This window comes from Providencia sp. wls1914 (assembly GCF_009706645.1).
Lineage (GTDB): Bacteria > Pseudomonadota > Gammaproteobacteria > Enterobacterales > Enterobacteriaceae > Providencia > Providencia zhijiangensis.
The window spans coordinates 1073455-1096545 of record NZ_WLUN01000016.1 but is presented as its reverse complement, the minus strand read 5'-3'; the positions used below and the strand labels follow the sequence as shown (position 1 = coordinate 1096545).

Sequence of the window (23091 nt, the reverse complement as noted above, 5' to 3'; positions counted from 1 at the left end):
GTCTGTCTCTTAATAAAGAGAATTAAATTCCTAGGTGTTGACTAAATAGTTATTCTGTTTTTTCTTTGTATTTTAATAATTCAATTAATAGCTCAATGGTATTGACCATATGAAACATAAATACTGCATTGGTATGTCTGTATCGATATGCCTTATCACCGACACATTCGATTTTTGCTAGTGGATTAATATTCTTAAAGTCAAAGTTATCTGTAAGTTTGAAAATCAAATCAAATGTGCTTAATTCAATTAGACTAACTTTGAAATGATTGTCTAATGAATCTTTAACTTGTTCACGAATTAGATTAAGTTCAGCATCGTATTTTACAGTTTCAAGCTTTTTATCAACTTTACGTTGTAGCAAAATGAAATTACCAGGATGAAGGTCATGACCAAAACACTCTTCAGGTGGTAAATTATCAATGTGGTTTGATAGTCGAGTTGTAATGCCGTTTTTTGCATCATCGATGTTAAATGTTTCAGTTTTTACGGTTCCACAAACCTTAACTAAGCTACCAACCAGTGCTTGATAATCTGGTTTTCTTGTTGTTGATATGAAGAGGAATCCTTTGGAAACATGGTATAGCGCTGTGATAACCTTTGTCTTTGTTAATGCGATTTTTAGAAGTTCATCTATAGCCATACGTTTTATTTCAGGTACAAGATAATCGGTAATGCCTTGTTCTTTCAGTTTTTCAATGCGTTTGTTTATTTCGAACGCGATAGCCGCTTTAGGTAGTATCTTTTCATCAATACGGAAATTGATGATATAGCCACCTTCAATTGGTGTGACTAATTCACCAGTTACTTTATTTGGAATAAAGCCATAACTAAAAGAGTGTGACTCAAGAATGTCAACAAAAGGTAATTCTTTTAAATGATTTTCTAGCGCTTCAGCATTTGGTAATTCAGCCTTAAATACAACTACACTGCTAATTGGAAAACGTTTCATTTGCTAATCTCCGCATAATAATTAACTCCACAATATAAATAAGACCACTGGCAGTAATTAAGTACATATTTACCCGTATGGACTGACGCCAATGGTCTTATTTATATTTAGAAAAAGAGGCGGCATGGCACCGCCAAAAACTACTAACTAGCAACGGCATTATTATTTTCAGCTTGGATCCGAAGATAAATTTCTTCGCGATGAATACTTGTATCTTTTGGTGCTTCAATACCAATCCGCACTTGGCATCCTTTAATTCCCAAAACAGTGACTTTGACATCATCACCAATAACAACGCTTTCACCGATACGACGAGTTAAAATAAGCATTCCACTAATTACTCCACATAGTTGATTAGTTGCTTGCTGGTAGGCCTAGACCTGCATTGCAGATCTCAGTTTGCTCGTAAATATCATCTTCGATTCTTACCAGCTTTTCTTTGAGTTCTGCGTAGGTAGCGTTAAGGCTTTCAAGTTTTTTAAGTGCAGCAGCTTTCTCCAAAATCCACGCATGAATTTCATCTGTGGACATTGGGTTGTTAAAAGTAACGATTGGTTTGTGTGCATGACCACCTCCTAAGTTGTCTTCGATATAAATCTAATCCAGCTTAGGGAGTGTGTCAATACAAAATCTAAATAATCTTAGAGTTTTTATTTGGAAGGGTTAGAGTTCGAACTGAACACTTCTAACAACGCCAACGATTTCACAGTTCCCATTGATGGGAATGCTTGGGTAGCGAGGATTTAAAGGTAATAAAAACTTGCTTGGGCCATCAATAACAAGCTTTTTAACGGTTACTTCGTTTGAACCGGATAGCCTAGCAACGACAAATTTACCGCTAATAGGCTCTACGCTAGGGTCTACAATAATATGGGCACCCTCTGGTATTGACGGCATACCTAGAGGGTTGGTCATTGAGTCGCCCTTTACTATTAATGAAAATGCTTTTGGAGAAACCTTTATACTAGTTTCAACATATTCAAGATCTTCATTAAAAATTTCTTCTGGTGGGTAATCAGTAAACATCCCAGCTTGAACATATGATAGAACAGGGATTCTTTGTATTGTTGTTACTACAGAATCAGATTCCCTAGTTGGAATTCCATACAGAATGTAAGACTCTGATGTATTAAAGAATTTAGCTAATTTAATCAATGCATCGCCATTGGGTAAGTTAAGATCTCTTTCCCAGTATCCAACTGCCACATCGGAAACACCACAAAACGCCCCTAAATCCTTCTGGGATGTTTTAGATATTTTCCTCATTTTTTTAATCCGCTCTCCTACAGTCTCCATTACATCTCCAATTAGTCATTAAAACCTAAGTTATCTTATTTTTTATTGACCAACATAAAATTCGGCCTTAATATCTAAGTATTCTTCGGGTTAAGGGGGTTATATGACTACAGATCAAGTTGAAAAATACTTTGGAAGCGGAATTAAGGCAGCAAATTTCTTCGAAATCAGTCCAGAGGCTTTTTATCAATGGAAAAAAAGACCAAACCAATTGATACCAAAAAGTAGAGCCATTGAAGCTGATTACAGAACGAAAGGCAGACTTAAATTTAATCCATCGCTTTACTAAAAAGTACCAAAACCAACTAACAGAGTTAACTACAAACAAAACAACGGAATTGTAGATATGTGCAAACAAACACTAAAAGAAGTCGTGAAAGAGATGTGTAAGGCATTCCCCGGTGGTCGTTCAGCGATGGCGGGTGCTTTGGGTATTTCTGAAACAACGTTCAACAACAAGCTGTATGAGAAAAACGGCTGTCGCTTTTTTGAAATTGATGAGCTGGAAGCGATTGAAGAGTTATCCGGTACTGATCTGCTGGTGGCTTATCACATGGAACGCCACGGGATTACCCCGTCAGTAAAAATTGAAGCTGAAAGTTTAGACAAGGTTGAATTGTTCGATATTCAAATGCGCTTGGGTGCAATGCAGGGGGCGTTAAGCGTTTTAATCAAAGACTGTATTTCTGACGGCGTTTTAACACCAGATGAAATTACAGCCATCTATCGAAAAATGGAGAAAGTCTTTGCTTATGCGTTGGGCTTCGTGGGTTCTTTAGAAAGCGTTTATGGGATTAAACAATGATGAGCATAGCTAGAAAGGTTGACGCCCCAGATATGCGGTCCGAGGCGTCGGGGTCGCTAAAAACATTTGTGGAGTAATTAGCATGAGTAGCTTAGCAAATTTAACGAGTCGTCCGCAAGTACGAGCATCAATGCGCGGTAACCGTTTCGTCTATGAGATTAAATTATCAAATGGTTACCAAGAAACCAACTACAAGTTTGTTGAGTGGTTGGTAGGTGATTTTAACGCAAGCAAGCAGGTGAAGGCATGACAAATACATTTGACATCGTTCAGGCTATGTCAGGACATAAAAACGTAATTGTTATTCCTGTGCCTTATCTTGAGTTCTTCAAAGGGGATCAGCAGGCTCACGCGTTAGCGGCTGTGCTTAATCAACTTGTGTTTTGGTCTGGAATCTCATCCAGTGCAGGCGACGGTTGGTTTTATAAGAGTCATGAGGAACTGGCTGATGAGATTAAAGGCTTATCGGGTGAAGAGCAATCACGCCGATTGGTGGATAAACTGCGTAAAAAATACTTCCCCGGCATCATTGAAACGAAAACCAAAAAGGTTAATGGCACTCCGGTGACGCATTATAAATTAGATGGAAATGCGCTTATCTCAATGATTTTCCCATCAATTTCTGAAACGTCGAAAGTGCGGAATGAAAACGTCGAAAGTGACGATTCCAATCGTCGAAAATGCGGAATGGAAACCGCAGAAATGCAGAATCATGGAAACGTCGAAAATGCGGATTCCTATCTTTATACAGATCTTAACTCAGATAAAAACTTACAGATCAATAAAACCCCTTCGTCGCAGAATTCTAACGAATCCAGCGACACGGCTGAGAATGATATTTCTAATAAAAATTTAAGTTCAGCGGTATCGAGTGCGAATGGCCAGTTGTGGGGAACGCTTGAAGATTTAGAGACAGCCCAGTGGATGTTTAAGCGGGTTCAAGTGATTAACCCAACTCAGAAAGCCCCTAAGTGGTTTGACTGGGCTAACGATATTCGCTTGATGCGTGAAATTGATGGTCGCACACATGAGCAAATCTGTGCGTTGTTTGACTGGGCTAGCCGAGATTCCTTTTGGCACAAAAATATTTTAAGCACGAAAAGCCTGCGCAAGCATTTTGACACCCTTACAGTTAAGAGCCAAGAAAGCCCACACACTGCGAAACAGCAAGCCGCAGCCCACAATCCGGAATGCGACAAAGCTTACAAGCGTTTTTTAAGTCAGTCGTTGCCAATCAGAAACCCATCGGAACTGGAGATATTGGTTTGTAGAGAGGCAAGCAATGCGGGTGTTAAGCGTATGCAACCGGATTGGGCGCAAAAGAAATGGGTAAGTATTTGGAATGAATGTGAACAGCGCTTAGGGGGACAGCATGATGCGCAGTGAAGCTAAAAAAATCTACGGCACTAACGTTTTTTGCATCGTTGCCATGTTGCATCAGATGTGCCGTTCGCTTGCTATCCGTGACTTACGTAGTTGTTGGAATGATTCTCGTGATGGCTTGGTGATTTGCAGGAAACACAAGCATTTAAACCACTATGTTGATTATTTTCAAGTTCAGCAGCGTTATTGCCGTATTCGTTTGTATATGAAAGCATACCAGAGTAGAGGTGTTATTTAATGAGCGAATACGTCACAAAGCTTAACGAGCTTAAAACCAGATCTACCCATGAACTGAAAGAAATTGGTGATCAATGGTGCACACCAAGTGCTTTGTATTGGGGAATTAGCTCAATATACGGGATTTTCAAACTGGATTTGTTTACTGACGGAAAAAATAGCAAGGCCCCTTATTTCTATACTGCAGAGGATAATGCACTGACGCAGGACTGGTCCGCTAAGTTGGCAGAGGTTGGCGGAGCTGCTTTTGGAAATCCGCCATATTCCCGTAGTTCCTATCACGAAAAACAGCCCATCACTGGCGTTGGTCACATTATGAATCATGCAATGACGATGCGAGAGAAAGGTGGTCGCTATGTGTTTTTACTAAAAGCTGCAACTAGTGAAACATGGTGGCCTGAGCATGCTGATCATGTTTGCTTTATTCGTGGTCGTATTGGTTTCGATGTCCCCCTATGGTTTAACCCAGTTAGTGATAAACAGAAGCCAAGTGGTGCATTCTTTGCCGGTGCAATAGTCGTTTTCGATAAAACATGGACTGGCAAGGCATTTGATTATATTCAGCGTGAGGAGCTGGAGGAGCGTGGACGGGTCTTTTTGGAACAAGTGCAGTGGCTATCGAAAACCAAGGGAGTAGCAGCATAATGGATGGCACATACATTCGATGCATTGAGCTTATCAAAGGAGTTCGAGCATGAAAGACAATATGCCTGAAATCCATCAATGTAAATGTGGCAGTGAAGATCTACACATCGAAACTCTTGAGTATCGAACTTGGTTTTATGTTTATTGCCACGGCTGTGGTGCCAACGGTCCAGCGATAAATGACAAGCTAGAAGCCGTAAGAATCTGGAATAAGGTGGTATCAAATGGCTAGCAACAAATGCATGTTCTGTGGCGGCAATGCTGATTTGCATTGCGATGGGGTTATTTGCTACATCGGTGAGAAAAATGATAGAGGCGTATTATCCAGATTCTCATCGGCTTACACTTGCGATGCTCCTATGTGTGCAAGTTGTTCAACCTTCCATGGCAATTTTCATTGGCGCAAGGGACGCTCTGGTGGTTGTGAATCAATTGATTATTGCCCTATTTGCGAAAGTCAGGAAATAGGTTTTGGGCGCCATTATATTTTTTATGAAATTGGTCAGGTCAAAGTCTATCGTCAAGCTCACTACGCTAAGTTCAATTCAGCTAAAGGCAATCATCTATCTGCTATTCGAGGTGGAGGTCAAATATGTCTGGATCTATAACTTTAACATTACCATTTCCGCCAAGTGTTAACGCTTGCTGGCGGACTGTTCGCGGCACAATGATTATCAGTGAAAAAGGTCGCGCATTTCGGGCTAATGCAATAGCAGCGGTGTATCAGCAATTACGTAAAAGACCTGTGGCAATAGAAGAAGATGTATCAGTCATTGTGAAGATGTACCCTCCAACTAATCACAGAAGAGACATAGATAATTTTTTAAAAGCCCCATTTGATGCTCTTACCTATGCGAACGTATGGAAAGATGACAAGCAGGTTAGACACGCAGATATATGGTGGTGTGAGGTAGTAAAGGGCGGTCGGTTTGAAATAACGGTCATTCCTGAGCCTTGATTGTGTTACTGCGGGGAATTCCCGTAGTTAAAAGCACTTCAAAGCTTAACAACAAAAATTCAATTGTTGGTGCAATATGGCTCAAACTATGTATTCTAATAACCTGTACGTTGATCCAGTGATATGCGGACACTGGTTCAATGAATTTAAACAATTTGTGGAGTAATACATCATGAACCAATTGGTAATTGATGGCGTTAGTGTACGCCAAGATTTTAACGGTCGTTTTTGCTTGAATGATTTACATCGTACAGCTGGTGGTGAAAACAAGCATAAACCAAGCTATTTTCTGAATAATGAGCAAACAAAAGCGTTAATTAATGAATTGTTATTCACTGGCGGAAATCCGTCATCGGAAGAAAATCAACCTGTTATAGTTATTAACGGTGGTTCTGAACGAGGCTCTTATGCATGTAAAGAGCTGGTTTATGCATATGCCATGTGGATCAGCCCGGCATTTAGCCTAAAAGTCATTCGTACTTTCGATTCTACTGTCCAGCAACGAATTCAAGCAAAATTAAGTGACAAAGTTCAAGCGGGAACCATCCTGCTGGAATCGATGGCTAAAACTCTCAACTTATCTAATTCGTCAAAATTAGGCGGGTACCAAAAACTACAGCAAATGGCTGGCTTGCCTAATCTATCTCCTACTTATGCAATTGACGCTCCTAGCGATGCTGTCGATGGCTCAAGCCGTACAACGCATTCACTAACTGAATTTATCCGTAAGAATGGACTTAATATTTCCGCACAAGCGGCTTATAAACGCTTATCTGAATTAGGGCTGGTGGAGCGAAAATCTCGCCCTAGCACCAAAGGCATTGATAAAACTAAACACTTCTGGTCGATCACATCTAAAGGACTTATCTACGGGAAAAACATCACTAGCCCTAACAACCCGCGTGAAACACAGCCACACTTCTACGAAAGTAAAAGCGCTGATTTAGTAAAACTAATGATGGTGGGTAAAGTTGCATGAGCAATCAATGGATACTAACGCCGATCCCTGTACCTGAAATTAGCGCTGTGATATTCAGACCAGGAGTTAGCGAACTGCATAAATTCACTGGTCGCATGTTAATTATCCCGGTACCGGAATCGTTAAGCGATAAATCAGCAGGGCCTATCTCTCTATCTCAATCATTCCTCAGCGACGAGTTAAAGGATATTGAAGAGATAAAGCAGGTATTGGATTTAGCTGTAGATCCTGAGCCACCAGCAAGCTTTATGAAGTTTCCAAAGCTTCAGCGCTGGGAGAGTGTGAGATATCTGCAATGGGTTAAATCACAGCCGTGTTGTGTTTGTGGCGCCACAGCTGATGATGCCCATCACATTATCGGCCACGGGCAGGGCGGCATAGGCACAAAGGCCCATGACTTGTTCACTATTCCATTATGTCGAGTTCACCACAGCGAGTTACACAAAGATCCAAAGCAGTGGGAACAAGAAAACGGTAGCCAGTTAGTTTTGTTATTTAAATTTCTCGACCGTTCAATCGGTTTGGGCGTATTCGGTTAATGTGTTGTGCGGAACGCAGTGGAGATTATTGCATGAGAGATATTCAGTTAGTTTTAGAGCGCTGGGGTGGTTGGGCTGCCGAAGGTAAAAGTCGTGTTGGTTATTCACCAATTGCTGCAGGGTTTAAAGGCTTACTCCCTAATGTGAATGGTGAGCGACTTTCTTGTTGCGATGACGATGGAATACTTATCGATTCAGCTGTTGGGCAGCTAATTAAAGCTGGTAAAAAAGATGAGTATGACCTGATAGAAAAACATTACATCAAGGACATATCAAAATCAGCAATAGCAAGGGACATGAAGTGTTCGGAAGGCAAAATTAGACAAAAGCTTATGATAGCTGAAACCTTTATTGATGCCTGTTTAATTATGTCTGGTGCAGTTTTGGAAATGGATGAATGGACAAATAAATCAACAATTGATAGTTAAATACTTTTCGTTACGAATTTTGGGTGCTAATGTGATAAGAGTTAACGTTTGGAGCCTAGCTTATAGGATGGTTTATTGCCCTTGAATGGGTTTTTATTATTTATAATTGTGAACATGGAAAAAACCGAAAATAAATTATTATTTCCGGTTTTATGGATTGCTATTTATTTACTTTTAGCTCAACAGAGAGTGAAAGGCTAAGGCTACGAAGTTTTAAGCCGAGTCTGCACTTTGTTAAAATACTCTTGTTTAATAACGTTTTAAGCATTTTAAAATTCCTAAGAATGTAAAGTTTGCCAGCTAGCCTTTACAACGAACTTATTGATGCTTAGTATTACAAGTGTCTAATTTGAAATACAGTCAACATTTAAATTTGTCATAAATTTTAGTTGGCTCCGAGGAAAGGCTAGAAAGCATTTGTTTTCTAGCCTTTTTTCTTTAACAGCAACATCAAGATAATGTTAATGTTTGATTTGATCAAGTGTGCGAATCAGGCTGTTTTGCTGGATAAGTAGTTGATAATAAAAATTGATCATTTTGGTAAGCCGCACGGGGTGCGAGTTCGTTAAATATTCACTTACTGACATTAATCTAAAAATAATTTTGTAAAGTTGAGACCGTTTGCTGTTTTCTTAACTAACCTGTATTAACAATGGACTAACTTGCATTAGTAGTTCTGCGGAAACAAAAAGGTAGATAGTGAAAAATATTAGCACGCTACGCAAAATCGATGCTAGTGTGGTAAGAGTGAATACGTTGTCACCTAACTTATAGAATGAAACCTCGCAATTGTGCGGGTTTTTTGCTTTCTGGGGTATCAAAAATGAAGTAATTAAGCGGATACTCAAGAGGCTAATGGTATTTTTTGGGTGTTGATGTGCTCAAGGATTAATTTTGGGCAAAAAAAAGCCAAGCAGAGAGGCTTGGCATGAAATTACAACAAAACTAGTTAATTTAGGACATGAGGGGGAAGTGTTGTTTCACCCTTTAAAGCAGTCTAGCGTGTTAAGTGTAGTGTAAATATAAATAAAATGTAAGTGAAATTAACAATAAACATTTAAATGTATCGTGTTGTGTCTAGCGCTCATCTTATATTTACTGTGAATTTTACTTTCCATGTTATTAATTTTAATGTGTGATTTTCTTTACATTATGCAGGTAATAGCTACATTTAAACAACAAAAGGCTATTAAATTGGATGATGATACATGGCAATATTCAGCGCACTTCAAAAAATCATGATATTAACTGTATTAGCGTTGCTGTTTATCGCATTTCCGTTTTGGCTAAGGTAGTCAAGAGAGTAATATGACAAAGGATATTCTAGGGCTAATTAAGCCTAATTTTTACACTACAAAATACCTATACGCTAATCTATTATCATAGAAATAATAAAGTAATTTTATAATTATACTTGATTTTATTTGGTTATTAAAAGAATTGGCTATTTACTTAGTGATTAAACTTAAAATTTATTAATGTAAAAGGTGTTTAATCATGAGAAAGTCACTTCTAATTGCTATGTTACCATCGTTTTTTCTTGTTGCTTGCGCAACAAAGCAGTACCCCCAAGCGGCATCATTAACTCCAGAAGAATCTTCCGTAATGACTTGTAATGATATTAAAATCGAGATTGCTAAGACTCGTGGTGTTCACAATGAAATTGAACGAACGGGTGAGTTTGATGGAAAAACAGTTTTGGGCTTTCTTGGTGATTTCGGTATTGGCAATGGAATGGCAAAAGAGGATGCTAGAAAAAAAGTTCAATCCCGCCTGACTCAATTAGAAGGGCTAAAAGCAGTAAAATGTAGTGGGTAGGGTATAAAATGAAACTCTCTATATTATCTCTTTCCATTTTATTGCTTATTGGGTGTACAAACTTTACCGCGAAGCAGCCATATAGAACGATTGATGGTGAGCAAATGCTAATTTCTGCTGATATGCCGAACGGATCTTTAAAAATAAGATTCAATGAAGACATTGTCATAAATGAAAGCATGATTAATCAAGATAAAAGTATATCCGGAGTATTTAGCACTAAATATACTAATGTTTACACATCAACATACAAAGGGAAAAAAGTGATGGTCCGCTGTCATTTTCCTGAAAAAGAATGCGATGTATTCCTAGATAGAGATTATGCTGCCAACTTAGTTTTACGTTAAAGTAAAGTCGCCTTGTGCGGCTTTTTTGTATACGCCATTAGTTAGATATACTTACTAAATTGCGGTAAAGTTAATTTGCTGGTAGCTTTCCATTTAGAGGAACTGTTATGTCGAAGAATAAAGAGCCTAATAATGAACAATTAACACTGGAAGAGAGGGTAGCGCTGCTCAGTAATAAAGTTTTAGAGCTTGAGAAACAGTCATTGCAAATAATTTCGGCAACCTCTCAAGCTCAAACGTTTAATGATCACGCTATAAATGAGCTTCGTTTACTTATTTTGAAGTAGATGGAAGCCCCTTCAAAAACTCACTGTAGGCTATTTCTCTTATCTCGCTCAGCGTCTTGTTTTTTATATCGTGTGATATTGCATCCAGACCAATGATTGTGGTGATTCCATTTACACTCAGGCTCACATTTACAACGTAATTTATACCCAGCACAGGGTTAGCAATAAAGACACGTGATAAATCGTGGATGCCAATAAGACTGTAATTTTCCATATAAATCTCACTCCGAAGTTAATCAGCCATCCCTTCGGTAAGTCACATAGGGCTGAACATCTAACTTATCTCAAATACTGATTAAATTCATTAATCTAAATCTAGCTGCTATTGCTGGTGGCTTTTAAATGTAAAAAATGTGAATTTCGCTTAAGTATTATTTACTGTTCCATGTATTATTTCCTTGCGTACGCAACAATAGGAGATATGCATGAATTACTATGTTCACACATCTAAAGATGCACAAGGCGATTACGAAGTTCATAGAGATGGGTGTAGTCATATGCCTACAATCTTGAATAGAAGGCTTCTTGGTAATTTCTATACATGCACGGCTGCGGTTCAAATGGCGAGAAGCTTAGGATATACCCCAGCAAATGGATGTTATTGGTGCAGTAGAGAATGTCATACATCTTAAGTTATTAAGTGTGAATTAACTAAAGGTCACTTCGGTGGCCTTTTTTGTTGTCTAAAAACTAAGGAATATAACTATGTACGCACTTAAATTAATGACAGAACGTAATGGTCGTAAAGTCGAAGAAGTTCACCATATTGGTAGTATGTACCGGCTGGAGTTTTATCCAGTATCTGAAAATACTGATATTGTGGCTCGGCTGGAGTACACCGCAAAGGACTCTGTTCCTTCATTTGATATCAAGCGAACCGACCACGCCTACATCACGACAGTAACTGGCGATACAGTCCGGGTTATTAGTCGGGGATTGAAATCAAACTGACATAAGCTGCTTATGCAGCTTTTTTATCAACTCAACATCGGAACACTCCGCAGGGGGTGGATATGCGTATGCCTGAAAAGTATTCAAGCCCCGCTGCAATCATATGGGGTGTTCTAACATCCATATTTGGTATTTTCACGCTAGATCAATGGGCTGTAATCGTAGGTATTTTGTGTACGGTTGGCACTTTTGCTGTGAATTGGTACTACAAGCGGAAAGAATTCAAATTAAGAGAAGGGGGGGCTAGTGGCAAAAATACCAAATAAAATCAAAAAGGCTGCCGCTGGTGGCTTAGTTGCTTTGACTGTAAGCATGATTGCTTACTTTGAGGGGATGGAAACCAAACCTTATAAAGATGTTGTGAATGTCACTACTGTTTGTTTTGGGCATACGGGTTCTGACATTATTCCTACAAAAACATATACAGAATCAGAATGTTTAGCTTTGCTTGAAAAAGACCTCAGCAAAGTAAGAAAGGGCGTGGATCCTCTAATTAAAGTTGATATCGACGATAACACCCGAGCCGCTATTTATTCCTTTGCTTACAACGTGGGCACAGGTGCTTTTGCACGTTCTACGATGCTAAAGAAACTGAATGCAGGTGATATCGCTGGTGCTTGCAACGAACTTAAACGCTGGACATACGCAGGGGGTAAAGAGTGGAAAGGCCTGATAACACGCAGAGAGATAGAAAACGCCGTATGCCATGGCAAGTTTGCTTATGCGTATCCGCTTTCATTATCGGAATCCCCGTCTGTTTGGCAGCTGGCGTATACGCACTCAATGACAATACCTGCGGTGGCACTGACAAGGTAAGTTTAGAAAAACGCTGCCAAAGTGCGGTTAATTACAACAAAGCCCGGCAGGTTAAATTATGAAGATAGATAACTCGTTTTGGCTTTTTTTAATGTTAGTTGCTGTTAGCTGGTTGGCATTAACGCTTTATGATAACAACACTGCAGTTAAGAGCGACAACGACAAATTAAAGCAAGATAACATCAAACAAAGTGCAGTCATTGCCCGTCAGTCATTTCAATTCAATCGCTTCAATCAGATAGCAACAACAGCATACCGGAACGGCATTCAAGCTGATGCGAAAGCACAGGAGAAAATCATTGAATATAAAACGATACTCAAAGCAGAGTCTTCTTGTGATTCTCTTGTGCCTCAGCTTGTTACTGATGGCTTGTTCGAGTATACAAACGAGCTACGAGAGCGCGCAATGCGTTCCAATACCCTCGACGTTAACTAATTCTGTGGTACCGCCATTACCGCCTGACAGTGACGGTAAAACCCTATCATTCAAAGCGTCTGTACTGTGGAACAGATTATTGCTAGGAACGATAGAGAATGCGAATGCGCAGCTTGAAGCCATTCGAGAAATTGAGGCAATTAGAAATAAAAATGCCCCAGATATCGGGGCTAAGTAGAGAATAATAGTTTATGAATGTGACGTCACTATACGTTAACCATGAAAGACTACAACCTTCAAAAGGTAGCAATCTCAAGCGGATATTACAAATATGAGCTTCCGATTAGGGGTTTTTTAATAGGCAAAAAAATAGCCCACAGAGATTTGGGCTAAAAAAACAGTATTAACATTTAATATGATATCCATGCAAAGCATAGTAAGTAATTTTAAATTAGCAAGTTAATATAATAAATCTACGTACAAACAGAACAATTCTGTGAAGAGTTGTATGAATATATTCAGAAGTGATAAAAAAAATCCCCTTCTATTAAAAGGGGAGTGTTCAAGAGAAACTCATAATTATTGTAGGTCCAGTCATCCTTGACCGGCGATAAGATGGTATCACTATTTATTTCTTAATCCAATATGAAGGTCTGATTGCTTATTCAGGTTCTGATGAGCATTGCGTTCTGCAACTAGAATAATTGCGTGAGGGCTTAGCTACAAACCCTCTGTGTGGTAGGGATTATTTTTTTGTATAAATAATTTTCTGTGTTTCATTAGAACAGTTACCCACAACAGCACCTTGTTGTGAAGCCGCTTCTTCATTTGAAACGACAGTAATGGTAAAGCTCTCTTCAGGCACACCATTGTTAATGATTTTTTGCGTAATCTCTTCAACAACAGCTTCGCATGAAGCATTTGCAAGAACAGGAGTAAGTAGCGCAACGAACGCAGCAATAATGATTTTTCTTTGCATTTTTATGCCCTTAATTAAATTTTAAAAAGTAAGTAAAGAAATTTATTATGAAGCATTGTGAGTATACTTAAATAAAATATTCATAGCCATCAGCTAATCACTGGTGGCTTTTTCATTTGTGGAGAAAGTTATGTCAGATAAAAAAGAAGTTACTGAGTTATGTATCAAGGTATCAGTTGATACTACTGAGTTGGATAAGCTAGAAGCACAACTAAGACGAATTAGCGCTCTGATGGTTAATGTAGGTCTAAAGAAACCAGCAAGCGGTGGCTTTGTTACTCAATACATCAATATCGATAATGGGCAAGCGTATTTCAATGGAGCCTCACTGAAATCTGCTAGTGATGCTTGCGGCGCACTTCAAAGAATTGAAGAGCTATCCCGAGCACACAACGATTCTAACAGAGCGTTTGCTGAGCAAATACGACAGCTTTCTATTGATGCCCTGCGCAACAGTTCAGGCTTCGCTTGATATGCCTCCTCGCATACCTCGCGCCTGCCGCAAGCATGGCTGTAGTAAAACAACCACTGACCGTAGTGGCTACTGTCAAGAGCACATGAATACAGGATGGGAAAGCCACCAGCAAGGTAAGAGCAGGCATGAGCGCGGTTATGGATCTAAGTGGGACAAGATACGTGCTCGCGTTTTGCATCGTGATAAACATCTATGTCAAGAGTGTTTGAAGTCAGGTAGACCAACTGAAGCCAAGACAGTGGACCACATCAAACCCAAGGCGCATGGTGGTACCGATGATGATAACAACCTGCAATCGCTGTGCTGGCCATGTCATAGAAGTAAGACAGCAAGCGAACGAACCAGAAGATAGCCGCTATACGAGCGACAACTCACAAGGGGGAGGGGCGGGTCAAATCCCTACCACTCTCGCCCTAAAGTACCGCCGCCTTACCTTTTGTTATATCGCCGCAGGTTAGAAAACTTTTTTATGGGGATCCCCAGCGTTAATTAATAGGAGGTTTCTATCATGGCTGGACCACCTAAAACCCCGTCACATCTGCAATTAGTGAGGGGGAACCCATCAAAACGCCCCATTAATAAACAAGAACCAAAACCGCCGTCAGGGGTACCCCAAACACCAAAGTATTTTGATAAGCGGGGTAAGTATTGGTTCAAGAAAATGGGTGAAGAGTTAGATGCACTGGGTGTCATGAGCACACTCGATGCAAAAGCTCTGGAATTATTAGTTGAGGCATATGTTGAGTACCGGCATCACTGCGAAGTGCTCGATACTGAAGGTTATACCTACAACACCACGTCAATGACTGGCGACATTATCAAAAAAGCACATCCAGCGGCTGCAATGAAAGCCGATGTTTGGAAGCGAATTCGAGCTATGCTCAGTGAATTTGGCATGACACCTTCAGCAAGAACAAAAGTCAGTGTCAAAGGCCCTGAGCAGGAAGATCCACTAGACGTATTTCTGAAAAAGCGCAAATGATGAATGGCAACCGTAGCAGATGGAATTCAGTACGCCGAGCAGGTCGTGGCTGGAGAAATTGTTGCGTGCGAATTGGTACGTTTAGCGTGCCAGCGTTTTTTAAATGATTTAGAGCATGGTCCTGAGCGTGACATCTATTTCATTGAAGATCGCGCACAGCACATACTCGACTTTTACAATTTTATCCCGCATGTCAAAGGGGCATTGGCTGGAAAGCCGATTGATTTAATGCCGTGGCATGTCTTTATCTTGATTAATATTTTCGGGTTTGTGATCCCGTTAATTGATGAATTAACCGGTGAACAAGTTCTTGATGATGATGGTGATGCCATCTTTGTTCGTCGTTTTCGAACCGCATTTAATGAAGTGGCTCGTAAAAATGCAAAATCAACGCTCTCCAGTGGTATCGGTTTATACATGACTGGGGCTGATGGCGAAGGTGGTGCTGAGGTGTATTCAGCAGCAACGACTCGTGATCAGGCTCGCATCGTGTTTGAAGATGCCAAAAATATGGTCAAAAAAGCGAAAGCAACGTTAGGTCGCTTATTTGATTACAACAAGTTAGCCATTTACCAAGAGCGAACGGCGTCTAAATTTGAACCACTTTCAAGTGATGCAAATAACCTCGATGGCTTGAATATTCATTGTGGGATAGTCGATGAACTCCATGCTCATAAGACTCGTGATATGTGGGATGTTCTTGAAACAGCAACGGGTGCGCGATTGCAGTCGCTTTTATTTGCAATCACAACGTCGGGTTTTAACAAAGAGGGGATCTGTTACGAGTTACGGGATTACGCAATTAAAGTTTTAACGGGTGTTGTTGATGATGACACTTTCTTTGCCATTATTTATACCCTCGATGATGGAGACGATGATTTTGATGAATCCGTTTGGATAAAAGCTAATCCTGGTCTTGGTGTCTGTAAGCGTTTCGATGATATGCGACGTCTGGCCAAGAAGGCTAAAGAGCAAATCGCTGCTCGTCCTAACTTTCTCACTAAGCACCTTAATAAGTGGGTGAATGCTGAGTCAGTATGGATGGACATGAGCAAATGGGAGGCTGCCCCAGCTAACGCCACTGATGCTGAGTTACAGCATTATCCAGTTTGGGTTGGCGTTGACTTGGCTAGCAAAATTGACGTCGCTGCAGCGATAAAAATGTATGAAGACGGGCAGGGGAAAACACACATTAAATGCAAGTTCTGGTTGCCCGAGGATCGCATTGACACTGCACCAAAACACATCGCAGAGCTTTACCGGAAATGGGCTGATGCAGGTTACTTGGAATTAACCGATGGCGAAGTGATTGATCATGACATTATCAAAGATGACATTCTGAAGTGGTGTGATGGCGATGATGTACGTGAATTAGGGTTTGACCCATGGAGTGCAGTTCAGTTTTCCCGCCGGCTGGCGGAAGAAGGCGTTCCGCTGGTTGAGGTTGCTCAAACAGTTAAAAACATGTCTGAAGCCATGAAAAGCGTTCAAGCTGATGTATATTCAGGTAAGTTTCATCACGATCACAATCCCATGATGGCTTGGATGTTGTCCAACGTCACAGTAAAACCGGACAGAAACGAAAATATCTTCCCCAACAAATCCACACCAGAAAATAAAATCGATGGTCCAGTTGCCATGTTTACGGCAAAAAGCCGTCAATTGGTTGGTGGTGGGAATGATAAACCGGATATATCAGGATTTATAAACAACCCAATCATAGTAGGTATCTAATGAAACATAACAAGAAACCGGGGCGTATTAAGAGCGCGCTTCTTAATTGGTTGGGCGTCCCGATCTCGCTAACCAATGGAGGTTTTTGGCAGGAATGGAGCGGAACAAGTAGCAGCGGGAAGTTAGTCACCGCAGACAAAGCGATGCAGCTTTCTGCAGTCTGGTCATGCGTTCGATTATTGAGCGAGTCAATATCAACATTGCCAATCAAAATTTACAAGAGTGAAAGCGATGGGTCGAGAAGTTTAGCAAAAGACCATCCAGTCTATAGATTGCTTTGCAAACATCCGAACATAGAAATGACCCCATCAAGATTTATGCTGATGGTTGTTGCTAGCCTATGTTTGCGAGGAAATAGCTTTATTGAAAAGCTATACATTGGTCAAAAACTAGTTTCGCTTAATCCATTGCTACCACAAAACATGGTCGTAAAACGCAATGATTCTGGTGTTCTTGAGTATGAATACACAGACCCAACAACTAAGTCCAAGAGAAATATTTCGCTGAAACACATGATGCATATTCGTGGTTTTGGTATGGATGGAATTTGTGGAATGATCCCCGTTCAAGTGGGAAGGGATGTTATTGGGTCAGCACTATCTGTTGAAGAGTCAGCGGCTAAGATATTTGAAAATGGATTGCAAAGTTCTGGTTTTTTATCGTCAGATCTTCCTCTTAATGACGAACAACGAGAACGGATCAGAAGCTATCTGTTGAGTTTTGTTGGTTCAAAAAATGCGGGCAAAATGATGGTTCTTGAAGGCGGCATGAAATACAACAATGTCACCATGAATCCTGAAGCCGCTCAAATGCTGGAAAGTAGAACATTCAGTATTGAAGAGATCTGCCGCTGGTTCAGAGTTCCGCCATTTATGGTTGGACACATGGATAAACAAAGTAGTTGGGGATCCAGCGTGGAAGGTATGAATATGCAGTTTCTTACGAATACACTGCGCCCGCTATTAGTCAATATTGAGCAAGAAATCAGCCGATGCCTGTTAAATGGCGATGATGATTATTATGCGGAATTCTCTGTTGAAGGGTTGCTTCGTGCAGATAGTGCAGGTAGGGCGGCATACTACACAACATCGCTACAGAATGGCTGGATGAGCCGCAATGATGTTAGACGGTTGGAAAATTTACCTCCGATTGATGGCGGTGATATTTATACTGTTCAACTCAACTTAACACCGCTTGATCAGCTTGGATTAAGTGACACAGGCAATGAAGCTGAAAAGCTAAAAGCCCAACTGGCCAACTGGCTATTCCCAGAAACACAAACATCCACTCACTCTAATAAACCTCATTCCGAGGAGTAAATTTAATGAAGAAAAGCCATTTGCCGGTTGCGCTGGCGGATCGCCCCTGCGCGTCGATTAACTATGAGCTAAAGCCCAAAGCCTTGGATAAATGGAATAGCGGTATTCGCGCAGCCAGTTCAGATAACACTATTTCAGTTTTAGATGTGATAGGTGAGGACTTTTGGGGTGAAGGCGTTACCGCTAAACGTATCTCTGCCGCACTTCGTTCGATGGGCAACAATGATGTTGTCGTCAATATCAACAGTCCTGGTGGCGATATGTTTGAGGGGTTAGCTATCTATAACTTGCTCCGAGCTCACAGTGGGAAAGTTACTGTCAACATTTTAGGCATTGCAGCTTCAGCCGCATCCATTATTGCAATGGCAGGTGATGAAGTGCAAATGGGTCGAGGTTCATTCCTGATGATCCACAATTGCTGGGCATTCGCAGCAGGTAATCGCCATGACTTTGCGAAGCTCTCTACAGACTTGGCTCCATTCGACCAATCTATGTCAGATATCTATGTTGCCCGAAGTGGACAGCCTAGTGATGTCGTCAGTCAAATGATGGATAGCGAAACCTACATTGGCGCCAGTGATGCGATTGAAAAAGGGTTCGCAGATGGCCTGCTCGCTGCAGATTCACTTGATGATGGTGACGAAAGCCCACAGGCGGCTATTCGAAAACTGGATGCTTTATTGGCGAAAACCAACACGCCTCGCTCTGAGCGTCGAAAACTCATTAGTGCGTTAACACGAAGTATGCCGAGCGCTACTTCTGATCCCGATGGTACGCCAAGCGCTACCTTAAATATCAATCTTGAATCCCTTTCGGAACTTGAGAAGGCTGTTGATGCCTTCGCAAATCTATCTAAATAATTGGAGTTATTATGTCTGATACAAATGAATTACTGAAAAACCTGTCTGCTAAAATCGAAAAAGCGAACAGTGAGTTTAATGCAAAGGCAGAAGAAGCATTAAAAGAAGCGCGAAGTGTTGGTAGCCTAAGCACTGAGACTAAAGCGGCCGTTGACCAGATGGCTACGGAGCTTAACGCACTGCGTGATGCAGAAAAAGCACTGAAAGCGTCACTGGATGAGCTAGAACAACACGTTGCCCAAATGCCACTGAACAACGCAATTCAAGCAGCTAAAACTATTGGCCAGCAGGTGATTTCTGCCGAAGTACTGAAAGATATCAACTCAAGCATGCAGGCCAGCAAGCGCATTTCCATTCCTGTTCAGGCTGCTTTAACGTCAGCTGGTGTTGCCGATGGGGTTGTCGAGCCTCAACGCTTGCCGGGCATTGATGTTTCGCCGAAACAGCGCTTATTCATCCGTGACTTAATCGCACCAGGGAAAACGACTTCGCCAGCCATCTTCTGGGTGCAGCAAACCGGATTTACTAACGCGGCAAAAGTGGTACCGGAAAATACCACCAAGCCGTACAGTGACATTCAGTTTGCAACTAAGATCACTCCAGTGACCACAATTGCGCACATGTTCAAAGCCTCTAAGCAAATCTTGGATGATTTCTCTCAATTGCAATCGCTAGTTGATGCTGAAATGCGCTACGGATTGAAGTTTGTCGAAGAGCAGGAAATCTTGTTTGGTGACGGCTCCGGTGCTCATTTACACGGCATCATTCCTCAAGCATCGAAGTACAAAGCAGAGTTCGATGTTGATAAGCAAAACGGCATTGATGACCTACGTCTCGCTATGTTGCAGGCTCAATTAGCGCGTTTCCCAGCAACGGGACACGTTCTGCACTTCATCGATTGGGCGAAGATTGAGCTGCTGAAAGACTCGCTGGGTCGTTACATCTTAGCTAACCCATCAGCATTAACGGGACCAACTTTATGGGGCCTGCCAATTGTTGTCACCGAAACAGCAGCATTCAAAGGCAAATTCCTGACTGGTGCATTTAATGCTGGCGCTCAATTGTTTGACCGCGAAGAAACCAACGTGGTCATCTCTACTGAGAACGCCGACGACTTTGAGAAAAACATGATCTCAATTCGTTGTGAAGAGCGTCTTGCATTAGCGCTTAAACGTCCAGAGGCGTTTGTTTATGGTGATTTCACAGCGCCTACCTCGGGTGAATAATCCACACAAGCGGTCATTATGACCGCTTTTTATTTGGGTAAAAGAATATGAAACTAATCGTATTACGTGCCATTTATTTTGGTGGAAAAGTTGCTGTTGAAGGCGAAACCATTGAAACGCTGGAGCTACATGGGCGTGAATTAATTCAAAAAGGCTATGCATCTGAATTAGTTATCGAACACACTACCGAACAGCAGGAACAGCAGGAACAGCAGGAACAGCAGGAACAGCAGGAACAGCAGGAACAGCAGGAACAGCAGGAACAGCAGGAACAGCAGGAACAGCAGGAACAGCAGGAACCAAAGAAATCCAAACCTAAAAAGGAGAAATAATGCTTTCTCTAGAGGTAGTTAAGTCTCATTGTAACATCGACCCTGAGTTTACGGATGATGACAAGATCCTCACGATATACATTGGTTCTGCCATTAAGTATGTAGAAAACTATACACGCCGAACCTTGTATGAAAATGAATCATCAGAAGGTTATCAGGATGACTCTGATCCGCTGTTGTTAAGTGATGATGTCAAAAACGCCATGCTATTACTGATTGGTCAATGGTATGAAAACCGCGAAGCCACTAACATTGGTAATATCACCTCAGCGTTACCGTTTGCGACCGAAGCACTGCTTCAACCTTACCGTATTTATGGGCTATAGGGAGGCTGTATGCAAGCAGGTAGATTACGCCACAAAGTAACTTTTCAACGTAGTGAACTGGTTAAATTACCTTCTGGTGCTCGTGAGAATCAGTGGGTTGATGTAGCCACGACACGCGCTGAAGTTAAGCCAATATCAGGGCGTGAGCTTCTTACATCAGGCGCCGAAATGTCCGAGGTAACCGTACGTGTTTGGATGCGCTTTCGGCCTGATATCAATTCAACCTGCCGCATGGTTTTTAACGGGCTCAATTATGATATTCAGTCCGTGATTCCTGATGTGAAAAATACCCGGCTTGAATTACTGTGTAAACAGGGGGTTAAGGCTGATGGATGATTTTAATATTGATTTCAGCGGCTTTCTTGATGTGAGTAAAGAGCTTGAGGAACTCAGTAAAGCAGAGAGCACCAAAGTATTACGGCAAGCCACTTATGCTGCAGCCGCTGTATTACGTGATGAAGTAAGAGCAAAAGCGCCAAGGCGTACTGGTAAGCTGGCTCGAAATATTATGGCCAGTAGCCAACGCAGCCGCAAAGAGGGTGAAGTCTCAGCGGGTGTTTATGTACGCGGCAGTAATAAAGAGGGTACCAATAGCGATAATTCCATGAAGGCTAAGGATCCGCGCAATGCTTATTACTGGCGATTTTTGGAGGAGGGAACTTCAAAGATGCCACCGGTACCGTTTATTCGACCTGCGTTTGATAGCAAAGCGGATGAAGCTGCCAGTGCTGCAATAGAAAAGTTGAATAAAGCCATTGATGAGGTGCTCAATAAATGATTGATATCGATTTGCTCAAACTCTTAGATCCTGTATTGCCTGATAAGGTGTTCTCGCTCGTTGTTCCACAAGTCGCACCCGCCATCAGTCCACCATGGTTAATATTTTCATTCTATGAGGTTGACGAGGATGTGTTCGCCGGCCAGGCTGAAACAATGACTAATATTCAAATCGATGTTTATGCAAAAAGCCCTTATAAAGCTAGCGAAATACTGGATAAAGCATTTATGTCCATAAAGGTATTAGCACCAACAAATGTCTCTCGAAAATCCGATTATGAGTCCGACACGGCTCTGTATCGTAAAACGCTAGAATTCCAAGTCTGGAATTAAACCTCCACTCACGCCATCAGCCACCTACGGGTGGTTTTTTTATGTCTATAGGAAACTGATATGACGAGTAAACATGAAAAAACGCAAGGTACAAAAATCAGTGTTTCTAAATTGGCTGCAACAGATATTACTGCAGTCGAAACAGATTCATTGCCAATTGATTGCACAACGAAAGAAGTTAGTTTCACGGGGGGGCAAAAAGCGGATATTGACATCACTACGCTATGCTCAACAGAACAGGAAAATATAAACGGTCTTGCGGCTCCAGCGGAAGTGACTATCGGTGGTAACTTTGCGATTGATGAAGGTCAAGATGTGTTACGACAAGCTTATGACAGTGATGCGGTCCATGCCTTTAAAGTTGTATTTCCATCTGGAGCCGGTTTCGCCTTCCTTGCTGAAGTTCGCCAAAATAGCTGGTCAGCCTCAACAAATGGCGTTGTGAGTGCATCTTTCACCCTTCGCCTTAGTGGTAAACCTACACCATTGGTGAAAGGTAAAGTGGTGGCTCCAGCAACGCAATCATTACCAACAGGAGGCGGTAAGTAATGGCTAAAGCTAAAAAGTCTAGTTTGCGTGAATTAGCCCTCAGCGCTTCACAATCATTTCGGACTAAAAAAGTGATTGTTCCTGAGTGGGGGGGGCTGGAGGTGACCGTCCGTGAGCCATCGATTCAGGCGCGTATTCAATGCAGTGAATTGGTTGAAGTAAAAGAGGGTGAAGAATTAACATCTACCCAAAAATCCTTACGCAATATTGAAGGTGATGTTGCTTTATTTATTAACATTCTTCTTGAAGATGATGGTACACCCGTTTTCACTGAAGAAGATACTCCTGCTTTGTTGGAAACATACGGTCCAGTTCATGCGCGATTATTATCAGAAGCGTTTGCGCTAACTATTTCAGTATCAGAAGCTGAAAAAAAGTAAAA

General features: G+C 41.3%; 31 protein-coding genes and 9 pseudogenes. 34 read left to right on the top strand and 6 right to left on the bottom strand.

All coding sequences use genetic code 11. From position 1 onward, the window contains the following. Positions 1-49: 49 nt before the first annotated feature. From rdgC to GKR74_RS15910, 4 genes are all read right to left on the bottom strand, one after another. Positions 50-952 carry a recombination-associated protein RdgC gene (gene rdgC, locus GKR74_RS15920; RefSeq protein ID WP_154604314.1) on the bottom strand — a complete coding sequence of 301 codons (903 nt, stop codon included), beginning with the start codon at positions 950-952 and terminating at the stop codon, positions 50-52. Positions 953-1095: 143 nt separating this feature from the next. After that, on the bottom strand, positions 1096-1281 hold the full coding sequence (gene csrA / locus GKR74_RS15915; RefSeq protein ID WP_154604313.1) for a carbon storage regulator CsrA: 186 nt from the start codon (positions 1279-1281) through the stop codon (positions 1096-1098). A 25-nt stretch (positions 1282-1306) separates the two neighbouring features. Continuing rightward, on the bottom strand, positions 1307-1483 hold the full coding sequence (locus GKR74_RS18260) for a hypothetical protein (RefSeq protein WP_195848778.1): 177 nt from the start codon (positions 1481-1483) through the stop codon (positions 1307-1309). Between the two features lie 132 nt (positions 1484-1615). Beyond that, a complete protein-coding gene (locus tag GKR74_RS15910; RefSeq protein ID WP_036979513.1) occupies positions 1616-2248 on the bottom strand; it encodes a LexA family protein in 633 nt (210 codons plus the stop codon). A 103-nt stretch (positions 2249-2351) separates the two neighbouring features. Between GKR74_RS15910 and GKR74_RS15905 the strand changes: the two genes are divergently transcribed. From GKR74_RS15905 to GKR74_RS15840, 15 genes and pseudogenes are all read left to right on the top strand, one after another. After that, positions 2352-2537, top strand: coding sequence for a Cro/CI family transcriptional regulator (locus tag GKR74_RS15905; RefSeq protein ID WP_036979515.1), 186 nt, complete (start codon positions 2352-2354; stop codon positions 2535-2537). Between the two features lie 57 nt (positions 2538-2594). Beyond that, positions 2595-3062 (top strand): annotated as a pseudogene (locus GKR74_RS15900) (YmfL family putative regulatory protein). A gap of 73 nt (positions 3063-3135) precedes the next feature. After that, positions 3136-3303 carry a hypothetical protein gene (locus GKR74_RS18255; protein WP_179897968.1) on the top strand — a complete coding sequence of 56 codons (168 nt, stop codon included), beginning with the start codon at positions 3136-3138 and terminating at the stop codon, positions 3301-3303. Then, positions 3300-4445: pseudogene (locus tag GKR74_RS15895) on the top strand (replication protein 15). Before GKR74_RS18255 ends, GKR74_RS15895 begins: the two are co-directional and overlap by 4 nt. Continuing rightward, positions 4426-4674: a hypothetical protein gene (locus tag GKR74_RS15890; RefSeq protein WP_230089172.1), complete on the top strand. Its 249-nt coding sequence runs from the start codon at positions 4426-4428 to the stop codon at positions 4672-4674. The pseudogene GKR74_RS15895 and the gene GKR74_RS15890 overlap by 20 nt, the downstream one beginning before the upstream one ends. Beyond that, positions 4674-5318, top strand: a complete 645-nt coding sequence (locus GKR74_RS15885; protein WP_154604311.1) for a phage N-6-adenine-methyltransferase — start codon at positions 4674-4676, stop codon at positions 5316-5318. Before GKR74_RS15890 ends, GKR74_RS15885 begins: the two co-directional genes overlap by 1 nt. 49 nt (positions 5319-5367) lie before the next feature. After that, a complete protein-coding gene (locus tag GKR74_RS15880) occupies positions 5368-5550 on the top strand; it encodes a hypothetical protein (protein WP_154604310.1) in 183 nt (60 codons plus the stop codon). Beyond that, positions 5543-5926 carry a hypothetical protein gene (locus GKR74_RS15875; RefSeq protein ID WP_154604309.1) on the top strand — a complete coding sequence of 128 codons (384 nt, stop codon included), beginning with the start codon at positions 5543-5545 and terminating at the stop codon, positions 5924-5926. The genes GKR74_RS15880 and GKR74_RS15875 overlap by 8 nt, the downstream gene beginning before the upstream one ends. After that, a pseudogene (locus GKR74_RS15870) lies at positions 5911-6267 on the top strand (RusA family crossover junction endodeoxyribonuclease); the annotation flags it as partial. The gene GKR74_RS15875 and the pseudogene GKR74_RS15870, both read left to right, overlap by 16 nt. 181 nt (positions 6268-6448) lie before the next feature. Next, positions 6449-7273, top strand: a pseudogene (locus tag GKR74_RS15865) (KilA-N domain-containing protein). Further along, positions 7252-7794, top strand: coding sequence for a DUF968 domain-containing protein (locus GKR74_RS18325; protein ID WP_154604306.1), 543 nt, complete (start codon positions 7252-7254; stop codon positions 7792-7794). Before GKR74_RS15865 ends, GKR74_RS18325 begins: the two are co-directional and overlap by 22 nt. A gap of 32 nt (positions 7795-7826) precedes the next feature. Beyond that, positions 7827-8222, top strand: a complete 396-nt coding sequence (locus GKR74_RS15855) for an antiterminator Q family protein (RefSeq protein ID WP_154604305.1) — start codon at positions 7827-7829, stop codon at positions 8220-8222. Between the two features lie 1497 nt (positions 8223-9719). Further along, on the top strand, positions 9720-10040 hold the full coding sequence (locus tag GKR74_RS15850; RefSeq protein ID WP_154604304.1) for a hypothetical protein: 321 nt from the start codon (positions 9720-9722) through the stop codon (positions 10038-10040). Between the two features lie 8 nt (positions 10041-10048). Then, positions 10049-10387: a hypothetical protein gene (locus GKR74_RS15845; RefSeq protein WP_154604303.1), complete on the top strand. Its 339-nt coding sequence runs from the start codon at positions 10049-10051 to the stop codon at positions 10385-10387. A gap of 107 nt (positions 10388-10494) precedes the next feature. Further along, positions 10495-10674: a hypothetical protein gene (locus tag GKR74_RS15840; protein ID WP_154604302.1), complete on the top strand. Its 180-nt coding sequence runs from the start codon at positions 10495-10497 to the stop codon at positions 10672-10674. On the opposite strand, the gene GKR74_RS15835 is transcribed toward GKR74_RS15840, so the two are convergent. Beyond that, positions 10661-10888, bottom strand: a complete 228-nt coding sequence (locus tag GKR74_RS15835) for a hypothetical protein (RefSeq protein WP_154604301.1) — start codon at positions 10886-10888, stop codon at positions 10661-10663. The two genes, GKR74_RS15840 and GKR74_RS15835, sit on opposite strands and share 14 nt — an antisense overlap. 491 nt (positions 10889-11379) lie before the next feature. Between GKR74_RS15835 and GKR74_RS15830 the strand changes: the two are divergent. From GKR74_RS15830 to GKR74_RS15815, 4 genes and pseudogenes are all read left to right on the top strand, one after another. Further along, positions 11380-11619: pseudogene (locus tag GKR74_RS15830) on the top strand (hypothetical protein); the annotation flags it as partial. A 68-nt stretch (positions 11620-11687) separates the two neighbouring features. Then, positions 11688-11891, top strand: coding sequence for a phage holin family protein (locus tag GKR74_RS15825; protein WP_154604299.1), 204 nt, complete (start codon positions 11688-11690; stop codon positions 11889-11891). Further along, complete coding sequence (locus tag GKR74_RS15820; protein ID WP_336431345.1) at positions 11872-12441, top strand: lysozyme; 570 nt, start codon at positions 11872-11874, stop codon at positions 12439-12441. Before GKR74_RS15825 ends, GKR74_RS15820 begins: the two co-directional genes overlap by 20 nt. A 58-nt stretch (positions 12442-12499) precedes the next feature. Continuing rightward, entirely contained in the window at positions 12500-12877 is a 378-nt protein-coding gene (locus GKR74_RS15815; protein ID WP_154604298.1) for a hypothetical protein, read from the top strand. Positions 12878-13562: 685 nt separating this feature from the next. Here the strand turns inward: GKR74_RS15815 and GKR74_RS15810 are convergent. Further along, positions 13563-13796, bottom strand: a complete 234-nt coding sequence (locus GKR74_RS15810; RefSeq protein WP_154604297.1) for a DUF1161 domain-containing protein — start codon at positions 13794-13796, stop codon at positions 13563-13565. A gap of 130 nt (positions 13797-13926) precedes the next feature. Here GKR74_RS15810 and GKR74_RS15805 point away from each other — a divergent pair. From GKR74_RS15805 to GKR74_RS15735, 15 genes and pseudogenes are all read left to right on the top strand, one after another. Further along, positions 13927-14313: pseudogene (locus GKR74_RS15805) on the top strand (hypothetical protein). Beyond that, positions 14270-14623 (top strand): HNH endonuclease, encoded by a 354-nt coding sequence (locus GKR74_RS15800; protein WP_112860034.1) that lies wholly within the window; start codon positions 14270-14272, stop codon positions 14621-14623. The pseudogene GKR74_RS15805 and the gene GKR74_RS15800 overlap by 44 nt, the downstream one beginning before the upstream one ends. Beyond that, positions 14547-14729 carry a hypothetical protein gene (locus GKR74_RS15795; protein WP_154604295.1) on the top strand — a complete coding sequence of 61 codons (183 nt, stop codon included), beginning with the start codon at positions 14547-14549 and terminating at the stop codon, positions 14727-14729. Before GKR74_RS15800 ends, GKR74_RS15795 begins: the two co-directional genes overlap by 77 nt. Positions 14730-14779: 50 nt before the next feature. Further along, a pseudogene (locus GKR74_RS15790) lies at positions 14780-15250 on the top strand (phage terminase small subunit P27 family); the annotation flags it as partial. 6 nt (positions 15251-15256) lie between these two features. Then, positions 15257-16987: a terminase large subunit gene (locus tag GKR74_RS15785; protein ID WP_154604294.1), complete on the top strand. Its 1731-nt coding sequence runs from the start codon at positions 15257-15259 to the stop codon at positions 16985-16987. Beyond that, positions 16987-18306, top strand: coding sequence for a phage portal protein (locus GKR74_RS15780; protein ID WP_154604293.1), 1320 nt, complete (start codon positions 16987-16989; stop codon positions 18304-18306). Before GKR74_RS15785 ends, GKR74_RS15780 begins: the two co-directional genes overlap by 1 nt. A gap of 5 nt (positions 18307-18311) precedes the next feature. Beyond that, positions 18312-19166: a head maturation protease, ClpP-related gene (locus tag GKR74_RS15775; protein WP_154604292.1), complete on the top strand. Its 855-nt coding sequence runs from the start codon at positions 18312-18314 to the stop codon at positions 19164-19166. An 11-nt stretch (positions 19167-19177) separates the two neighbouring features. Continuing rightward, positions 19178-20392 (top strand): phage major capsid protein, encoded by a 1215-nt coding sequence (locus GKR74_RS15770; RefSeq protein ID WP_154604291.1) that lies wholly within the window; start codon positions 19178-19180, stop codon positions 20390-20392. Between the two features lie 47 nt (positions 20393-20439). Next, positions 20440-20724: a DUF7210 family protein gene (locus GKR74_RS18030; RefSeq protein WP_154604290.1), complete on the top strand. Its 285-nt coding sequence runs from the start codon at positions 20440-20442 to the stop codon at positions 20722-20724. Then, on the top strand, positions 20724-21050 hold the full coding sequence (locus tag GKR74_RS15760) for a head-tail connector protein (protein ID WP_154604289.1): 327 nt from the start codon (positions 20724-20726) through the stop codon (positions 21048-21050). Before GKR74_RS18030 ends, GKR74_RS15760 begins: the two co-directional genes overlap by 1 nt. 9 nt (positions 21051-21059) lie before the next feature. Next, positions 21060-21392: pseudogene (locus tag GKR74_RS15755) on the top strand (phage head closure protein). Next, positions 21379-21855, top strand: a pseudogene (locus GKR74_RS15750) (HK97-gp10 family putative phage morphogenesis protein). Before GKR74_RS15755 ends, GKR74_RS15750 begins: the two co-directional pseudogenes overlap by 14 nt. Next, positions 21825-22160 (top strand): hypothetical protein, encoded by a 336-nt coding sequence (locus GKR74_RS15745; protein WP_154604286.1) that lies wholly within the window; start codon positions 21825-21827, stop codon positions 22158-22160. The pseudogene GKR74_RS15750 and the gene GKR74_RS15745 overlap by 31 nt, the downstream one beginning before the upstream one ends. 60 nt (positions 22161-22220) lie before the next feature. Next, a complete protein-coding gene (locus GKR74_RS15740; RefSeq protein ID WP_154604285.1) occupies positions 22221-22709 on the top strand; it encodes a phage tail tube protein in 489 nt (162 codons plus the stop codon). Then, positions 22709-23089, top strand: a complete 381-nt coding sequence (locus GKR74_RS15735; protein ID WP_154604284.1) for a phage tail assembly chaperone — start codon at positions 22709-22711, stop codon at positions 23087-23089. The genes GKR74_RS15740 and GKR74_RS15735 overlap by 1 nt, the downstream gene beginning before the upstream one ends. Positions 23090-23091: the final 2 nt, after the last annotated feature.

Coding starts and splice junctions, on each gene's coding strand:
- GKR74_RS15855 (WP_154604305.1), top strand. CDS start 7,827: ATGAGAGATATTCAGTTAGTTTTAGAGCGCTGGGGTGGTTGGGCTGCC.
- GKR74_RS15745 (WP_154604286.1), top strand. CDS start 21,825: ATGATTGATATCGATTTGCTCAAACTCTTAGATCCTGTATTGCCTGAT.
- GKR74_RS15815 (WP_154604298.1), top strand. CDS start 12,500: ATGAAGATAGATAACTCGTTTTGGCTTTTTTTAATGTTAGTTGCTGTT.
- GKR74_RS15845 (WP_154604303.1), top strand. CDS start 10,049: ATGAAACTCTCTATATTATCTCTTTCCATTTTATTGCTTATTGGGTGT.
- GKR74_RS15740 (WP_154604285.1), top strand. CDS start 22,221: ATGACGAGTAAACATGAAAAAACGCAAGGTACAAAAATCAGTGTTTCT.
- GKR74_RS15800 (WP_112860034.1), top strand. CDS start 14,270: ATGCCTCCTCGCATACCTCGCGCCTGCCGCAAGCATGGCTGTAGTAAA.
- GKR74_RS15825 (WP_154604299.1), top strand. CDS start 11,688: ATGCGTATGCCTGAAAAGTATTCAAGCCCCGCTGCAATCATATGGGGT.
- GKR74_RS15890 (WP_230089172.1), top strand. CDS start 4,426: ATGATGCGCAGTGAAGCTAAAAAAATCTACGGCACTAACGTTTTTTGC.
- GKR74_RS15875 (WP_154604309.1), top strand. CDS start 5,543: ATGGCTAGCAACAAATGCATGTTCTGTGGCGGCAATGCTGATTTGCAT.
- GKR74_RS15910 (WP_036979513.1), bottom strand. CDS start 2,248: ATGGAGACTGTAGGAGAGCGGATTAAAAAAATGAGGAAAATATCTAAA.
- csrA (WP_154604313.1), bottom strand. CDS start 1,281: ATGCTTATTTTAACTCGTCGTATCGGTGAAAGCGTTGTTATTGGTGAT.
- GKR74_RS15770 (WP_154604291.1), top strand. CDS start 19,178: ATGTCTGATACAAATGAATTACTGAAAAACCTGTCTGCTAAAATCGAA.
- GKR74_RS15785 (WP_154604294.1), top strand. CDS start 15,257: ATGGCAACCGTAGCAGATGGAATTCAGTACGCCGAGCAGGTCGTGGCT.
- GKR74_RS15880 (WP_154604310.1), top strand. CDS start 5,368: ATGAAAGACAATATGCCTGAAATCCATCAATGTAAATGTGGCAGTGAA.
- GKR74_RS15775 (WP_154604292.1), top strand. CDS start 18,312: ATGAAGAAAAGCCATTTGCCGGTTGCGCTGGCGGATCGCCCCTGCGCG.
- GKR74_RS15760 (WP_154604289.1), top strand. CDS start 20,724: ATGCTTTCTCTAGAGGTAGTTAAGTCTCATTGTAACATCGACCCTGAG.
- rdgC (WP_154604314.1), bottom strand. CDS start 952: ATGAAACGTTTTCCAATTAGCAGTGTAGTTGTATTTAAGGCTGAATTA.
- GKR74_RS15850 (WP_154604304.1), top strand. CDS start 9,720: ATGAGAAAGTCACTTCTAATTGCTATGTTACCATCGTTTTTTCTTGTT.
- GKR74_RS18030 (WP_154604290.1), top strand. CDS start 20,440: ATGAAACTAATCGTATTACGTGCCATTTATTTTGGTGGAAAAGTTGCT.
- GKR74_RS15795 (WP_154604295.1), top strand. CDS start 14,547: ATGATGATAACAACCTGCAATCGCTGTGCTGGCCATGTCATAGAAGTA.
- GKR74_RS15840 (WP_154604302.1), top strand. CDS start 10,495: ATGTCGAAGAATAAAGAGCCTAATAATGAACAATTAACACTGGAAGAG.
- GKR74_RS15780 (WP_154604293.1), top strand. CDS start 16,987: ATGAAACATAACAAGAAACCGGGGCGTATTAAGAGCGCGCTTCTTAAT.
- GKR74_RS18260 (WP_195848778.1), bottom strand. CDS start 1,483: ATGTCCACAGATGAAATTCATGCGTGGATTTTGGAGAAAGCTGCTGCA.
- GKR74_RS15735 (WP_154604284.1), top strand. CDS start 22,709: ATGGCTAAAGCTAAAAAGTCTAGTTTGCGTGAATTAGCCCTCAGCGCT.
- GKR74_RS15905 (WP_036979515.1), top strand. CDS start 2,352: ATGACTACAGATCAAGTTGAAAAATACTTTGGAAGCGGAATTAAGGCA.
- GKR74_RS15810 (WP_154604297.1), bottom strand. CDS start 13,796: ATGCAAAGAAAAATCATTATTGCTGCGTTCGTTGCGCTACTTACTCCT.
- GKR74_RS15885 (WP_154604311.1), top strand. CDS start 4,674: ATGAGCGAATACGTCACAAAGCTTAACGAGCTTAAAACCAGATCTACC.
- GKR74_RS18255 (WP_179897968.1), top strand. CDS start 3,136: ATGAGTAGCTTAGCAAATTTAACGAGTCGTCCGCAAGTACGAGCATCA.
- GKR74_RS18325 (WP_154604306.1), top strand. CDS start 7,252: ATGAGCAATCAATGGATACTAACGCCGATCCCTGTACCTGAAATTAGC.
- GKR74_RS15835 (WP_154604301.1), bottom strand. CDS start 10,888: ATGGAAAATTACAGTCTTATTGGCATCCACGATTTATCACGTGTCTTT.